The sequence below is a fragment of the Solibacillus sp. GQ1 genome, assembly GCF_059758555.1.
Window position 1 is genome coordinate 131,565 of record NZ_JCAXEX010000002.1, and the last position, 17,799, is coordinate 149,363.

General features: G+C 31.7%; 9 protein-coding genes. 4 read left to right on the top strand and 5 right to left on the bottom strand.

The features are described 5' to 3' along the window. Nucleotides 1–31: 31 nt before the first annotated feature. A complete protein-coding gene (locus AC6CH1_RS13065) occupies nucleotides 32–2,038 on the top strand; it encodes an ATP-binding protein (RefSeq protein ID WP_498317898.1) in 2,007 nt (668 codons plus the stop codon). A gap of 376 nt (nucleotides 2,039–2,414) precedes the next feature. Here AC6CH1_RS13065 and AC6CH1_RS13070 read toward each other — a convergent pair whose 3' ends face one another. The 5 genes from AC6CH1_RS13070 to dndB are packed head-to-tail and all read right to left on the bottom strand — an operon-like array spanning nucleotide 2,415 to nucleotide 8,590. Next, nucleotides 2,415–3,533, bottom strand: coding sequence for a cysteine desulfurase family protein (locus AC6CH1_RS13070; protein ID WP_498317899.1), 1,119 nt, complete (start codon nucleotides 3,531–3,533; stop codon nucleotides 2,415–2,417). A gap of 9 nt (nucleotides 3,534–3,542) precedes the next feature. After that, nucleotides 3,543–3,914, bottom strand: coding sequence for a DNA sulfur modification protein DndE (dndE, locus tag AC6CH1_RS13075; RefSeq protein WP_498317901.1), 372 nt, complete (start codon nucleotides 3,912–3,914; stop codon nucleotides 3,543–3,545). 14 nt (nucleotides 3,915–3,928) lie between these two features. After that, nucleotides 3,929–5,899 carry a DNA sulfur modification protein DndD gene (gene dndD / locus AC6CH1_RS13080; protein ID WP_498317903.1) on the bottom strand — a complete coding sequence of 657 codons (1,971 nt, stop codon included), beginning with the start codon at nucleotides 5,897–5,899 and terminating at the stop codon, nucleotides 3,929–3,931. Between the two features lie 13 nt (nucleotides 5,900–5,912). Beyond that, the gene (gene dndC / locus AC6CH1_RS13085) at nucleotides 5,913–7,511 is read right to left on the bottom strand and encodes a DNA phosphorothioation system sulfurtransferase DndC (protein WP_498317905.1); all 1,599 of its coding nucleotides are present in this window, start codon (nucleotides 7,509–7,511) and stop codon (nucleotides 5,913–5,915) included. A 32-nt stretch (nucleotides 7,512–7,543) separates the two neighbouring features. After that, nucleotides 7,544–8,590 (bottom strand): DNA sulfur modification protein DndB, encoded by a 1,047-nt coding sequence (dndB, locus tag AC6CH1_RS13090; protein WP_498317906.1) that lies wholly within the window; start codon nucleotides 8,588–8,590, stop codon nucleotides 7,544–7,546. Nucleotides 8,591–8,750: 160 nt separating this feature from the next. On the opposite strand from dndB, the gene dptF reads away from it, so the two are divergent. From dptF to dptH, 3 genes are read left to right on the top strand one after another with little or no spacing between them, the layout of a single operon-like run. Next, nucleotides 8,751–11,042 (top strand): DNA phosphorothioation-dependent restriction protein DptF, encoded by a 2,292-nt coding sequence (dptF, locus tag AC6CH1_RS13095; protein WP_498317908.1) that lies wholly within the window; start codon nucleotides 8,751–8,753, stop codon nucleotides 11,040–11,042. After that, nucleotides 11,043–12,446 (top strand): DNA phosphorothioation-dependent restriction protein DptG, encoded by a 1,404-nt coding sequence (dptG, locus tag AC6CH1_RS13100; RefSeq protein ID WP_498317910.1) that lies wholly within the window; start codon nucleotides 11,043–11,045, stop codon nucleotides 12,444–12,446. Beyond that, nucleotides 12,427–17,790, top strand: a complete 5,364-nt coding sequence (dptH, locus tag AC6CH1_RS13105; RefSeq protein WP_498317911.1) for a DNA phosphorothioation-dependent restriction protein DptH — start codon at nucleotides 12,427–12,429, stop codon at nucleotides 17,788–17,790. Before dptG ends, dptH begins: the two co-directional genes overlap by 20 nt. Nucleotides 17,791–17,799: the final 9 nt, after the last annotated feature.

Here is a 17,799-nt window from a genome sequence, read left to right on the forward strand (position 1 = left end):
CAAAACTTATTTATGAGAGGGGAATTAATTTATGGCATTATTAGAAAAATATCAAAATCAAATTAATGAAGGTGACTTAAGAGCTGAGGTTCAGGAGATTGTGAGATCTTATCGAAATTCTTGGGACATTTATAGCGAGTTATTACAAAACTCCATTGATGCTATAAATAGAAGGTTTAAAGTACTAAACGATCCCGATTATTATTTATATGACGAATTTAGAAATAAATATGGACCAATTGAACCTAATCCAGATTTTCGTGGTAAGATATTGGTTAAATGGGACAAGGACAACAATATCTTAACTATTACAGATAATGGTATTGGTATGGAAGAAGAAAAGATGGAGACGTACTTATTACCTAAAGGGTCTGGTAAGAAAATGGGAAAGGATTATGGCTTCAAGGGTTATGGCTTTACATTTGCCTCATTTGTTTCAGAAAAAGTGACAGTAATAAGTAAATTTTTGGCCAGTAATGTGACAAATGAAATTTCTTATGAAGGTTGTTTTAGTTGGTTAGCTAAAGGAGAAGACTTTCCAATTGGCCCAATACCTGAGCCTATTTCTTCTACAACGTCAATCGAAGATGATAGTGGGACAATGATAAGTATTCAACTGAGTCAAAACTATGCAGAATTTTTCCCAGCAGTTGCTTCACTGGATCACGCAATTAACATTATTAATAAGAAAGAAGATGTTAAAAAGTTAGAATATATATTAAGAACACGTACTGCAATTGGGAATACAAGATACCTCTTTGGACAGGAACCTTCTGTTCCAGTAGATGTCGAGTTGAGTATAGTTGTAGACGGAGAAGAACATCGAAAACCAATAAAATACAACTTTCAACATCCAAAAGAGCATCGTGAGGTTAGCGTACTTTCTTATGACTTTGAGGAATATATACAAAATTTAACTAATGTTGCATTTCAGCGTGATTTTAGAGCTTTATATCATCCTATATTAGGTCAAGAAGTTGGAATTATTAAGAAAGTTAAATTTGATGTTGCTCTTTGTGCAATTAGTCAAACAAGATTAAACAACATCGAAAGTGATTTAAGTATTCCAAATAACAGTGATTTTGAACTAACATATGGAATTCATTTAGCGATTAATGGTATGCCTACTGGTATTAGAATAGATAATTGGGAAACTGGTGGGGGTTATCTAAAGCGATATTATGTCCTAGTTGATACTGATATATCCATTAGTGAGCAGCTTGATTCAGGACGAAAAGGGATTTCAAAACATTTTGCTAATCTTATTTCTAAGGAGGTAATAAAGCTTTTAGGTTCCACAAAAGTTCAAATTAATGAGGATAAATTTAGTTCCTCATTTGGTCATTTTGCTTTATCACAGCTAGACTCTGGTCGGGTTACTGGTGGTGATACAGCAAATGATGATTTCCAGACAATGCTTGGAAAAATAGATACTGATATACAAAGCTATACTACTGAAGACCTTGAAGTTCTTGGTAGAATTAAGGACTTTTCATCGCTAATGAGAATTCCGAAGACTGAGCAAGAGGTAATTGTACTTTTTTATCATCTACTTGAAAAAGACATTATCAAAGGATATAGAACTGAGTATGTATCTGGGGTCGCAACCTATGATGCAGCTCTATCCTATAAGCTTAAACTAGATGAAAGTAATGATTCAGTACATGATTCTTTAGGAATATCGCCAGCGATCATTGAAAGTGAGTTATCTAAGGGAAGGGAATATTATGATCTTGCAAATTTTAGAAGAGATAAATCTTCGGAATTGTGCGTTGAATTTAAACAGAGTTTAGGGGGATTTTTACAAGAGATTCAAGGTAAAACCGAAAAAGACCCTGCGTGCATTGATATCTTAATTTGTTGGGATAAACAAATACCAGCCAGTATCCCTACTTCTTCATATACTTTAGGTGAAGTCCATGACAGTCAAAGAAAGTATCATGGAACTACTCATAGACTTGGTATAATTGGACCTGAAAATAATACCGAAATACATTGTATTATACTAAAAGATGCCTTGGAAAAACTGTATAACTAAGGTATGTGATTGAATAAAAAATGAATTATTGATAAGGGAAGCCGACTCTCCTTTTGGCTAACTTCCTTTGGAACGAAATGGTATGGGAGCTTTCCTTTTCAGATCAAAAGAGGAATTATTAAAGAGAATAAAAATTGATGAAATACTACAATTCGTAACATGATTATTTAAGTAGTTATAGTAGATTATAGTATTGTATCTGTGAAAAGTAATTAACACATGTGGAGTGTTCAGTGAGTAAAGGGTTCGACTCCTGCCGTCTTCATAGAATACTACAGAAATACAAAAAGTACCAAAATCCTTAAATATTAAGGATTTTGGTACTTTTTCTATTTCAAATAGTGTTTCATTTTTTTAAAGAATTTTCAAGTGAATATTATAAACTATTAAATACATTTAAATCTTCTTTTTCTATATAAGGTGATAAAGAAATTCGAATTGTTTGTCTGATATCATTAAGTGATAAACCAATCGCTGCTAATACATGTGATGGTTTAGTAGAACTACATGCCGATCCTGTCGATACAGCGATTACTGGTGCTAACTTTTTTACTAAAATTTCATTATTTATCCCGATGAATTGAACATTAATGATTCCCGGAATTTTATTCTCGCTTGGATGATTATATTTAATATTACTTCCAAACTTATAATCTAAAATCTCAATTAAACGCTTCTCAAGTTCATTTAATTTTTTTATATTTTTATTTAGTCCCTGAGAAATTAATTCACTTGCTTTACCTAAACCTACAATATTATGAACTGCTAAAGTACCGCTTCGTAAACCTTCTTCCTGACCTCCACCATGAAATAGAGGTGTAATGGGGGGAAAGAGATTATATTGATCTTTACGTAAGAATGTTGCACCAACACCTTTTGGTCCAAAAAACTTATGCGCTGAAATTGAAATAGCACTTAACCCAGGAAAATTATCTAAAGAAATTATTCGTTTTCCTATAACCTGTGTTGCATCTGAATGTAGGAAAATATCATGTCCTATGCAAGTTTCCGCGATTTCCTCAATTGGATTTAATGAACCAATTTCATTATTACCCCATTGAATGGATGCAAAAATTGTTTCGGGAGATACAGCATTCATAAATTGTTCAATTGTAATTACTCCGTTTTGATTAGCTTCTAAAACAGTCAAATTGAATCCTATGGTTTCTAAGTATTTACATACCTCAAGAACTGAGGGGTGTTCAATATTCGTAGTTATAATATGCTTACCTTTATTTTTACGCTGATCTGTAATGCCCTTAATAATAAAGTTATTACTTTCAGTTGATCCACTTGTAAAAATAATTTCATCAGGTCGACAATCAATAAGTTTTGCTACATTTTGTCGTGCCGTTTTAACAGCATCTTTTGCGTTAGCTGCTAGATCATAATATTTACTAGAAGGATTGCCGAACTCTTCTAATAAGAAAGGTAGCATTGCTTCTTTTACTTCTGGATGGATTGGCGTAGTAGCAGAGTTATCTAAATATAACAAAGAGATCACCTAGTTTCCGGTTTTTAATAGGTTTGTAAGTAATTTTTCGTAGTTACCAAATAATTTATATTCACCTTCCAACATTCGAATACCTCTTTCGATATGCCGGTTGAATAAATCTGGAAAGTATTCTTCTTCTGGTACATGGTATCCTGCATGTTGTCTTATGAGCGCTTTATAAACATAATCATGTTCCCCTGTCATCGTGTTACGGTGAATTTCTACACCAGAAGTATCTGGAACTTCAGCTGGTTTGGTTGGATTATTTAACGACATAGCAACTGCAATTCGGGAAAGAATGTTCCATGTAAGACCAGTAGAATTTTGAAGTGATTTTAAAATTTCTTCAGTTCCTTTTGAAGTTTTTAATCTAAAGTTCATATTTTAATCTCCATTTATTTTGTAAAAGTAAAATAATCCTTTTTTATATTTGTTTGTTGTCTAATAGGATCAAAGTTCAATGTGTATTCTCGAACAATAGCAGGAGATAGGATATTATAGTGCTCTTCATCAATTTCACTATCAGTTGCTAGGATAATAGCTTGTCTACCAAAGTTCGGTATAAATGTTTTTAAAACAGCAGCTTTGTGTGTTTTATCTAAGCGGCCAAGAAGAGTATCAAAAATAAAGGGCACTTGTCGACCGGAACATTTAAATATAGCCCATATAATTGAAAGTAATAAAATTTGTTTTTCTCCTGCAGAAAGCGTACGTTTTTCTAATGGATTTTGATGTGCATCCAATAAAATAACATCATATGATTCAGGGTCAATCTGTATTAGAGAAATATAGTCATGTTTACGTAACATTATTTTCAAATTTTTCGTAGCTTGAATCTGAACGTCTCTTAATTTATGTTGTATTTGAATTTTTCTATAACGTCTACTTAAAGTAATAATCTTTTGAGCTTCAAGTAAAGAGCCAGAAGCTTTATTAAAACCATGCAATTGAGATTTGATTTTATCAATTTTTTCAAGAAGTATAGAAAGTTCATCTTTTAACGTATTTAATACTTTTTCTTCTGCTTCTAACTCTTGTTCAAGTTTTATTATTTGAACATTATGTTCATCCATTTGTTGAATGATTATGCTAAATTCATCAGTGCTATCATGAACATTTACCTTGTCACGTAATTCTTTTAAAACCTTTAAATCGTCTTGATTTTGTTTTAACAAAGTTAGATATTCTAGAGGCATATCTTTTTTAATAATGTTATACATTTGTTCAACTTTTACTGACTCTGCAAATGATGAACCATGAATCATTTCATTGTTATCATGGGGTCTAATTAATGCAATTAAACTTGATTTAATGGTCTCAGCTTTTTCTTCAGAACCTTCGATTTCCATTTTAGCTAAAAGGTCAAAAAGTACTTCCTTTGAGAGCTTTTCATCTAATTGCTGAGATAATTGCATCGATTCTTCTTTTTTGATTTGTTGACGAGTACTTTCAACTAATTTAGGCATTAAAAAGAATGGTAAAAATGTTGATACAAATTGCTTGATTTGCTCAGAACGATGTTTTCGATCGGATTCAATATTGGCTATTTTTTTTAAAATTTCTTCACGTTCTTGTTTTACAAGTCCACCGTATTTTTCAAAAGTATTTTTAATTTCTAAATAAGTGTCATTAACACTTTTTAATTCAGTTGCTTTATATTCAATTGAGCGAAGTGTAGTGGCAATTTGTGATCGTAATTCTTTTTCAAGGTTATTGGCGTCAAATAGGTCTTTTTCTATGGAGTCGATTTTATTTTGAAGCATATGTTGCTTTGAATACCCATCTAAATCTAACTCTAAAGTTTCAAACAAATCCAAATTAAAAACTACTTTTGATAGTTTCTTTATATATTGTGATAGTTTATTTTGAGTTACTATACGAGCAATTTCTTCACCGTCAAATAAACAAAACTCTAATAACTGAGGAGGCATGATTTCTCTTAATTTAGAATTAAATACTTCAATTTCTTGCTCATTTAAAAAGGATTTATTTTGAGTTAAATAAACATGTTCTTTAAGAGAGTTTGCTGTTGTTTTCCACTCACGCTTTAATTCATAATCAAAGTTTTTATAATTATCAACTATAGAAAACTTTATAGTAATACTGTAATCGCTAATTGGATCACGTTTTGCGTTATTATTTAAGATACTATCTACATGTTTAAAATACTCATTGTTTTCGGTTTTATATCCAAAACCGTATGAGCCAAATAAACCTAATTTGATTGCATTTAAGAGAGTCGTTTTACCGGCACCATTCTCCCCACCAATGAGGAGAACGTTGCGACCTTTTTCAGTTTCAAAATTAAAATTATTATAACCTTTGTATGCGCCTATATTAACTAGGGTAATTTTTTTTATATACATAATGATTCCTCTTCTATAGATGTAGATAATCTTGTTTTAAAATCTTTCCAATTTCATCACCAATACCACGGCGAATTTTATAACCAGCAAAGTCTTTTTCTAGGTTAATTAATTTACGCATTACTTTCATATCTACATTGAATTCTTTACATAGTATTTCAAGCTGAGAAATTTGTTCGCTATCCAATAAGGGGCGGTCATCTTTTTCCCAAGTAATTTGTGTGTCTTTACCGTAAACTTTAGCATACAGCATCGGTACCCAGTCTTCCCAATCACCTTGTTTTAGCCAAGTGCGACGAATTTCTTTAAGTTCTTCTTCAGAAATTAATTCGTAATGAGGATCTTCAGGATGTTTAACAGTAACTTGAAGCGCTAAAAGTCTTGTTAAAATTTCACGACGAGTTTCCATTGTGTATGGTCCTAGGCCGAGTTGAGTATACTTCTCAACTATTTCTCCATCTAATGTTTCTTCTTCATAACGTATCAATAACATTTGATCTTCTGCTGCACCTAAATCGATATTGTTTTGATCAATGTATTGTTGGATTTCATGTTTTTCGACGACTGTATAATCTTCCAAAGGAACCGTATCAGCATTCCTACCTGATTTTTTGGGAATTATAACTTTTTGAATACCATCTACTTCAGCAACTTTCACATCTCGGAAATAGATTTGACCATTCATGCGGTATTTCATTCGTTTTGTGCGGTCATCACGAATGGATGTTAACCAGTTACGGAAGTCTAGTAATGGCTTCATCCAATCATGGCCACTCTGAATAAAACCAGTTAGGGCTTTATCTTCTGTAACAACTGTACATACCCAACACCCAAATCTACTATTTCCGCATGAACCAGCACTTTCTTTAATATTTTTATCGATTACAAGCGGACATTCTCCACTACTCGAATCTTGATATAGTCGATGTAGTTCATAATTATCATCCCCCCATGGAGAAGGGGTATTTAATAAATAATTCCACACATCGTCTAAGTTAAAGCTTCTGATCGGGGCGTAAACAAATGCATTGGATAATGTTGAATGGCGCATAAATAATTGACCATCAATTGTATGTTCACGAATGCTATTACCACGAGACACACTTTCATCTTCACGTACACCAAGCACCATAATTACTTCTCCAAAAGAAGAAACCTTATTCTTGACAAAAGAGTTAGCAGGATCGATTTTTAAACGATCTGTACACCAACGAAATGTCTGGTTAGGTGAGGGATAACCACGACCAATTAGGTTAACCCAGAAAGAATTGGTAGGTTCTGGCTTAACTTTATGAGTTTCAATTGGTAAACCTTTTTTAAATGCAGCATCTTGAATATTCGATAACGTTTTATTAATTGAATTTATAATTAATGGTGTTTCAATTAGTGTATCTGAAGAAATGATGTAAACTTTCTTTTTTAGATCAACAGGGTTCATTTCAGACATTGCTTCAAAAACAAGTTGAACTACTACTGTGGAATCTTTACCTCCACTATAGCCTACAACCCAAGGTCGATCGTCTTCTTTATAAGCTTGTTTAATTTGTTCTTTCGCTAAATCAACTATTGATTTTTCATTTGAAAATAAATTAGAAATGATATTTTCGTTCATAATGTTCAACTCCTATTAATTGAATTGAATAGTTATAACTGTTCAATCAATTCTCTTATTCTATTTGCTGTTGCTGTAATGTTATGATTTGTTTTTTGAATCCTTCCATTATCGTTGAAACAACGCCCTTGCCAATCATTTGTGTTAGAGCGGCTCCAATCCATATGACGTAATAATTTTAACTTTTCTTCCCAACTATCTGGATACTCTTCCTTCAACTGCTTGCCGACTTCTCCAAGGGATTCAACTAGAACGCTATGACCTACAATGTAATTTATTCGCAAATCTCTTGGTGAGAGTTCTTTATTTAATACAGCTTGCCACTCAAGTATTGATTCACAAACAATATCCCAAAACTGAATTAAGAACTTTGTTTCTTCATTAGAAATTTCGGAGCCCTTTGATTTGCAAAGTAATCGTTTATTTGTATTATGAATGAAATTTAAAGCAAGAACTTTTGGCGAATTTTTAGAAAGAGATACTCTTTCTTTATCAGTATACCTTGATAGAAAATGATTTTCAGTGACGAGCTCTTTAGTAATATTTGATAAAGGATCACGGTGATCATATAAGATCCCTATTGAAGAAGTAGTATTAATTGCATGAAGGTTTAAATCAGAGAAAATTTGTTGTGATCGATTTAATCCAGTATCGTGGAAAAAGACAACTGAAATTGTCTCATTGCCAAGCTCTGGGACAATCTTCAAAGCTTCTTCGATTGCAGCCCTTCTATGCTGACCATCATTAATCAAGAAACGTGCATCCATTGAGACCCGAAGTAAGCCTAAATCTTGAGTGGGCATATTTTTATTCAATGGTTCAAAAATTAATTCACCGTCGACTGATGCTGTAATTGATGAGAAAACATAGTTTGTAGTATTTTCTAGAATATAATTTGTCAAATCAGGTATGCGAGATTTATTTAAAATCCGTTGTGCTCGATATTCGACAGGAATTTCTTCCTCATCAAATAGGAAAATTTTAGGTATTAGCCGTAAAGGACACATTACCACATAATATTCTTTGCTAGCTTGATAGCCTCTTAATGCTGGAAAATTATATGTAAAAGATAAATCCATTTGATAAACCCCTTTTTACGTACGTAATATGTAATGAGTATATCATTGATTTGATGTTTATGGGAGTAAATATATCCAATTTACTAAATTTGATGATAAATAACAGAAAATATGGGAGAATAGTATATATATATTCACATATCTTTAGGAGTGATTTTAAATGGAGAGATATTTTCTAAACTTTCTTCATAATTCAGCGCCAAAAGCAGCAATAAATGCGAAACAAATGGAAAATCTATTTTTTACAGATTCTAGTAGCGCATTGGCAAAAGCTCGATTATATATTGAAGAGATTATTAAATCTATCTGGGTTTTAGAAAAATTAGACTTAGAAAGTCATGATTATAGAAATTTATCTGATCGAATTAATTATTTATATAGACAGGAATGCTTCGAATCGATTATTAATAATGGCTTCCACTTTATTAGGAAAGTAGGGAATGATGCCGTTCATGATTCAGACGCAAACGGTAATATGCAACAAGCATATGCAGTTCATAAGGAAATGTACAATATCGCAAAATGGTATATGGAGTTTTACACGACAGACGAGATTATAATTCCTCCTTACGAACAACCTCAATTACCGAAAGTTCAAGAAATTCCAGAAGAACTAATTAAAGAAAAGATGGAAGAACTACTTAAAACGATGATTGGAAAAGAAACAGCTGCTACTACTGCAACGGATGAACTTAAAGAAGAGGCTCGAGAACAAGCTAAAAACGAACTTCAGCATACATTTGATGAACACTCTGACAATTATTTAGCACGGGAAATTGGAAAACTTAGAATTTCCGCTGCAGAGGCAGTTGAAAATGCTAACTCATTTAGTGAATTTAAGAATTACTTACACGTCAATCGCCCTATTCAAGAAAAAGTAGAAGAGATTTTATTTAAACGTTTTAAACAAAACAGCAGCAACCTGATCTTACTTTGCGGCAGTGTAGGGGATGGGAAATCGCATCTATTAGCTTATTTAAATCAACATCATAGTGATGTGATGAATCAATATAATGTATTTAATGATGCTACTGAAAGTTTCTCGCCATCCAAAACCGCTTTAGAAACATTAGAGGGAATATTAAAAGGTTTTTCAGATCAACACATTGAAGAAAGTAAGGAAAAAGTAATTATTGCAATCAATTTAGGTGTTTTAAATAACTTTGTTAATCGTGAACACAGTGAATATACTTACAATCAATTAAAAGAATTCATTGAGAGCAGTGGTTTATTAACGTCGGAAATTTTAACGCATGCTGAAGAAGGTCCTTTTGATTTAGTGTCTTTCGCGGATTTCCAAATGTTTGAGTTAATACCCAATGGAGCAGAATCAAATTACTTTGAAACATTATTACAAAAAATTTGTGCGAAAACTGAAGATAACCCATTTTATTTAGCTTATAAGAAAGATATAGAAAATGGTAAAAGAACGATTATCCATGAGAATTATCAGTTTTTATCAAATGAATTCGTACAAACACAAGTAGTTCAGATTGTTATTAAAGTAATGATTCAATTTAAACATTCAGTATCATCACGTCACTTTTTAAATTTTGTGGCAGATATCCTAATTCCACATAACTTTAAAGATTCCATTGTATTAATGAAATCAGATCGATTAGCTCAAACATTGCCTCATTTATTATTTAATTCGATTGACCGATCACAATTATTGGATTATGTAAGATTCGTAAATCCATTACATTCTCGTGTACAGGTAATTGATGAGCTTCTTGTGACTTTGAATACATTAACAGATTGGGAAACATTAATTGAAGATCGAATTGGCGATGAGATTGGTAAAGGATGGTTGCAACCATTTACTAACAATACTGATGGTGAAGAAATACTTGAACCTTTAATTACCCAGGTAGTGAATACGTTGTATTTAACTAATGAAGGGTTTGTTAAACAATGTTCAGATTTAATCTATCAACAATATTTAGACTATCTATATAACTTTAATAAAAATGTAAAACCAAGGATAAGAGATTTCTATAAGAATTTAAAGACGGCTATTTTCAATTGGAAAGGGTCACCAATGAGTGAATATATATATTTGGATATTTTAGAAAATGATTTTGCGGTAGCTCAAAAACTAAAGTTAAATCCTGGTCTAGAAAAAGTTGACGAGCGACATGAAAGTAAATTACAAACATTTAAGCAAAGTATTTCAGTTGTCTTCGCAGATCCAGACAAAAAAAATAGCTTATCTTTAGATATTGATTATGCACTCTTTCAACTCTTAGTAAAGGTCGAACAAGGTTACCGACCAAATAAAAAAGATGAAGAAGATGCGACAACATTTATTGAATTCTTAGATAAACTAATGGAATATGGAAATAAAAAAGAAGAAGTAATTATAGATTTTATTGCAGAAAATAAAAAATATAGACTTGTAAATGATGAATTTGAAGATCAAGCATTTAAATTTGAAAGGATGGGAAAATAGTTGGAACGACAAATTTTGTATCCAAATCAAATTGATTTTCCTACACAATCCCATACATTAAGAAAATCAAAAAAGTTATTTCCTTTTCAAAAGAATAATAACAGTCAAATTAAAGGGAATTTTAAAATTGTAATTAGTGATTTAGCAAGGTTAATAACAGAGTATAGGTTAAACACCAAAAAGTTAGATGAATTATCTTTTCACCATTTTGATAATTCAAATAAGCTAAGTGAATTTATTGCAAATAGTAGTCAAATTCACTTTAGTTCGGATGAAGCTAAAGTGGATTTCATACGATTTATTGATAATTATTTATACAATAATGACAGTATGAACATTGTTCATACGTATCTCTATAATTTTATAGGAGAAAGTACTACTAATCAAAGTATTCTACGTAATATAGCAGAGTTTATTAAAGATGTTTTAATAAATAATGATTCAGTTATTGAAAGTATTTTTAAAGACAAAGAAACTGATGATATTTTAACAAAATTGATTCTTGGAGAAGTAGATCATTTAATCTCTACAAAATATATAAAGCAAAACGAAGAATATTCTGACTTGTTGCCCTTATTTACTCAAACATTCAGAGAAGATTTGAAATACTTAATACAACATAAAGATTATTTTATCGCTAATTTTGAATTGATTTTAAATTATTATACATTTATGTATGCGATCCAGTGTTTAAGAAAGCTTGGTAAGTTTTCGAATGGTAACTTTAAAGAAATAGAGCCGTTTTATTTTGCTTTAGAGTGGGAAGCGGTAACTAAGAAAAGGCCGGTTGCTAGTAGCTTATACGGTTATAAGTTAGTAAAAGATCAGGCTGCTGACTTATTCCCTCATGAATATACGTTGCGATTATTAAGCTACAACATGTTTAATCAAATGGATGATGGAAAAGAAGTAGTAGATTATGCAACCCTTTATAAACAAATCGAGTCTCATGGAGATTGGTACGTTAAGCAATTTCAAGCTGATTTAATAGTGCTAATTCAGACTTATTCAAATTGGGCGAATATAGCAGTAAGTGAATTTGAAGATACAATAGATGGTTTATTAAATCAATTATTTCAGTTAGTAAAAAATAAAATGAATAAAGAAATAAGAATACACTATGGTAAATGTATTGATTACTTAGGGCAAGGTGCCTTTTTAAAATCACGTGGTAATCTAGGGAATTTGCTGAATATTTCCCATGACTTTTTAATTTTAATGACTAGTGTAATTGTTAAAGATCAACGTATGCCATTCAAAACTTTATTAGCTGAATTCGAGAAACGAGGCATTATATTTGACCGGTATTCAATTGAAGAAATAGTGGACTTATTTAATAGCCATAATATTTTAGACAAAAAAAGTGATAGTGGTGATGTTCAATATGTCAAACCAATTTTATAACTATTTGGCAGAAGAGTTAATTCGTTATTGGAAGGACGAAGAGAATAAATTAACAAAAGGTAATCGATATTTTTTACGACTCGATGAAGCTGATGAAGTTTTATCCATGGCAAACGCATTAAAAACAGTTGAACCTGATTTAGTCGAACCATTCAAATTCGTACATGAATTTGGAGATCCATATGCCACATTTGCCTTGAAATTTGTTGATATTAAGCTTGTTGTAGCTTATACAAAAGAAGATGTATTAACGGATTATTTAGCCTTAATTCGAAATTTAGTAAGTGACCAACATCCTGATTGGGAAAATACGGCTTTAATCAGTATTGTGTCTGAGCAATTAGATACAATTCCAGGCGGAAGTTTAGATGTACAAAGCGAAGGGATGCCTTTACACGTAATATCATTATCTCAAAATTTACACGATAGAATTTTAAACAGTACTTTAACAAAAGCAGAAAAATTAATTTTAAGTGATAATTTAGATAGAATCGTAAGTGATCATAAGTTAATAAAATTATCAATTTTTGAATTTGAAGAGATTTTAGCAACTGTTTATAAAGGAAGTATTGAATCTGAAGATTATAAAAAACTAGGTATGTTTAATGACCCGGATCTTGAAACATTTACAGGTAAGGGTCTAAAAAACCGTATTGCTGAAAACCGTGAACTTTACGAGATTGTTCGTGAAGCCAATGAATATAGCAATACGGAAGAACAATTACAAAAGCACTTTACTGTTGAAGGTGCATCGATGATGAAAAAGGATGATTGGGAAGAGGTACCATTCACTGAAGTTAATAAAGACCATCAAAAATATATGAATGAAAATAAATCAGCAATCGTTAGCTATATAGAAATTAAAGCAGAAGACGGAGAACATGTATGGGATCGTGCAAGCGGTGATAATTCATCAAAGAAACGTAAACGACACATTATTGTTTTCAATCCAGATCAAGCAAAACAGATTACATTGGTTGCTAAATTTAATATAGGTGGACCAATTAAATCTTTAAGTAAAGAATATGTTTCACAGGCTAAAGGTGTTAAGGAAGTAGAGATAGATGTAAAAAAATCAAATATTCATATTACAATTCCTACCGATAGTAATGACCCAGTATTTGCACATGTAATGTATAAACATGAAAAACGTGCTGCTTTAGGGGCGGAATTAATTATTTGTGTGTTACCGATACAAAAGGAGTTAATCGAAGGAATTAGTTCTCAATATTTAATAGAAGCGAAAAAGCAACGGATTTCTTTATCACTTACCGGAAATAAAATTAACTTTGGTAATCGCTTCCCTCACCAGATCATTTTAAAACAAAATAACGAATCATTTGAGGTAGATGAATTAACATCATATGAAATTTCTGTTGATGGTAACTTATTTAATGATGATGAGGATATTCTTTTTAACTTAAATGTAGAAAATTCAACAATTCCCTTTTTAATTAATAGTGAGTTAACGGATTCAACACCTATTTTAGGTTCTCGTATTTGGAAATTAGTGCGTGAGTCAATGAGCGACATGATTTGGGTTAAAGAGTTAAATCGACTAATGCATAATCATCGAGAATATTATTTACAGTCGAGTTATTTAGAGTATTTCGAGTGGGAGTCTAAATGGATTGATCAAGGTTTCCGTTCAGGAGTAATTAAATCAGGTATTTTAGAACCAATAGATATTGATTTAAGTGAAAATATGCGTGAAGCATATAGCCGTTTAATATCTGTTTTTAAAACAGCTACAAAAATTCCGAGTATTTCTCATGTTTCAAAAGAGTATGAAGAGCGCGGAAAAGAATATATAAAAACTTATATTAATGAGATTTCCAGTTTCCCAGAAGGAAAACCAGCTGGTAAAAAGGGTGTAAGTTTATATCGACTAGGTATGATTGAGGCAGAAAATACACTTTATGTTACACCTTTCCATCCATTGATGGTTGCCTATAAGTTAAAGATTTATGAGCTTTTAGGAAACGAAGAGATCGATAATGTGATTTTAAATCGATTATCTCCTGAAGCGTTATTACCATTTGTAGATCGCCGTAGTTTATATAGACCTCAACATCAAGATGATGTACCAGAGTGGTTAGTATTAAAATCTGTTAATCAAGTAACAGCAGCAGATTCAGTGCAGTATTTATCAAATGTCATTGCTGATAAGTTAAAACAATTTAAAGAACATTTTGGTTATTTATTTACTGAGAATTCGAAGGCGCCAATATTAATTAATGTGATGAATTTACCTGACGATCAAGAAGTTTTAAAAGGTATTTTAAGCTTTATGATAAAAGAGCTAAATAGTAAAGGTTTAAGTTATGTTAAGCCAATGGAAGTAACCCTTTATACGAATACCTTAGTAAAGAGTGCTTTTGAAAGGTTTGCTCAGTTAAAAACTTTAGAACAAGTTGAAACGTATACAGGTATAAAAATTAAAGGCACAAAAGATCTTGATGGAGAATCTATTTTACGAGTAATTCGTGAAAACCTTTATTTCTATCGTAGTAAGCCTATAAATGAAGACGGTGGACTACGTTATGCTCATATTACATTCTATAAAATGCATGCTCAAGAAAGCTCAGCTATCCAATCTATGCATGAAATGAAATCAGATTTAGCTTTACAAGGTTTATATTCTAGTGTGCCAGCAATGCGAGATGCAGAAACTTATAAATCTGGTTTTGGAATTAAGGGTTATAGCATAGACGAAAATGATTATTTAGTAAAGACAGCTTATTATACAAATGAATTAGTTGGTAACTCTCGTAATGAAGGCAATGATTCGTATATTAAAGGTAATACAGTATTGTCTCGTGTAAATACTGAAGATGAGTCGACTTTATTGGAAATTTTCGAACACTCACATTGGGTGACTTTTATTGACCCTACAGTAGATTTAGGATTTTTTAACACATTTAGTAATGATCTAGTAATTATTCACTATAGTGATCAATATACGTCTTCAAGTAAATTTGATGCAATTACAGTTACCAATAAATCAGGACAATATTACAAAGTAATTGAAGAGTTTCTATCGAAGCGAGAGATTGAAGGTACAAAAGCTAATATTATAAATACAATTCAAGCTTTTAATACATTCAATGGTGAATGGTTACTACGTATAATTGGTACAAAAGGCTATTCAGATCGTGAAAAATTAAGCATTATCTCGGCAATCAAATATACTATAGCCCTGTTAGATCATTCAACAATTAAATGGGTACCCATATCATTAGAGGAAATCTTACGAGTAGCAGGTGTATTTAATTTATCAAAAGTCGGTGGAATTTTCTCTGCAAAAAACTTAGGAGTGAAGGGACCAACTAGTGATGATTTGCTGTTAATTGGCTTAGAAGAATTAGACGGTGAAATTGTACTGCACTTTTACCCAATTGAAGTTAAATTTGGACTAAATGGTCCGGATGTGATTTCAAAAGCAAAAGAACAAGTACTTCAAACGAAAAAAATTATTTTGGATGCATTAATCAATGACTATCCAAATACGTTTAAAGAGCAATTCTATAAGAACTTTTTTGTTCAGTTATTCTTATCTAATATCAATAAATTAGTCCAAGGCGATATTTGGCCAGAAAAAGAGTATAAACTATCGCAACAAGTGGTTGAAAAATTATTAAAACTTGAATTTACGATTACAGATCATCTTACAGATTATATTGGTAAAGGCGCAGTTGTATCTTTTAAAGAAGGTAGATCTACAAGAGCAGTTTATTTAGATGAACAGATTCAAATGATTGATTTTTCACAAGAAGATGGTTTTAACGGCATTGTTAAGAATATGGAATCTACAATTGACTGGATCCATGAAGGAGACAATGACTTAATTAAAGCGAGATTTTTAAAAAATTTATATACCATTCAAGTGAAAGAACAAATAAAAGAGCGTATTGCAAGTAAAGAAGTTTCTGGAGATTCTGTTGCAACTAATGAGAATCCTGAGTTAAATGCAGAAAAGGACAAAGTGGTAGAACCTGTTTTTAAAAGTAAAGAAACTTCTAAGGAGTTTAAGCCATCTTACCAAGATGTAATAGGGGATTTAATCGAGGATACAAATATAAATATAAATACAGATACAGATTTTAATTCTAATTTTGAAGAAGATTTAAAAGATGGGTCAGAAGATATTGATACTCAGGTACCCGTTACTCCCGATATACCGATTGAAGAGAAAGAGCTTGTTCCGTCCAAAAAACCACTTGAAGAAGTTCGAGTTTTATTAGGGAAAGTTGAAAATACCACCAAAGACGTTTATTGGGAATACGGACATAAAGAATTAGCTAACAGGCACTTGTTGATTTCCGGGAAATCGGGACAAGGGAAAACGTATTTCATGCAATGTTTATTATTGGAGAAATCACGACAAGGAGTACCAAGTATTATTGTTGACTATACAGACGGTTTCTTACCAGATCAGTTAGAAGATGAATTTGTAATGGCTTTAGGTGATAAGTTTAAACAAAGATTTGTTTATACAGAGCAGCTTCCAATCAATCCGTTTTCTAGAACTGTTAGACAAATTGCAAATATGACGATGCAAGAATCTAATATAGATATTGCAGAAAGAATAAAGAGTGTGTTTTCAGCGGTTTATAGTACTTTAGGGATTCAGCAATTAAATCTTATTTATGAGCAAGTAATTATTGGATTAGACCGATATGATAAACAGATGTCATTATTGCATCTTAAACAGTTATTGGAAGAAGAGGGTTCAAATACAGCTACAAAAACACTGTCTCAAATTCGACCTTTAATTGATCGTAATCCATTTACTAATGAACAAACAATGAATTGGAAAGAACACCTGGATTCACAGGGAGACGTATTTATTATCCAGCTAACTGGCTTTAATCGAGATGTTCAATTAATTATTACAGAGTTTTTACTATGGGATTTATGGAACTTCTCAATTCGTAATGGAAATAAAAATACACCTATGCCAGTTATCCTTGATGAGGCCCAAAATTTAGACCACAATGATGAAGCACCATCTGCGCGCGTTTTAACGGAAGGTCGTAAGTTTGGTTGGTCAGCATGGTTTGCAACCCAATTTTTAAAATCTCAAATGGATTCTGACGAGTTAGCTAGACTACAAAATGCAACTCAAAAAGTATACTTTGCACAGTCAGATGAAGATGTAAGTTATATCGCCCAAACTTTAGCAAATAATGAGCAAGGGGATCGAAAGTATTGGGAAACGAAGTTATTGAATTTAAAAAAAGGTCAGTGTATTGTACAAGGCCCACAATTAGACCGAAATGGTAATTTAACAAAGCCTCAAACCGAAATTGTTAATATTACATCTTTAAATGATCGATTATAATGTGAGAGA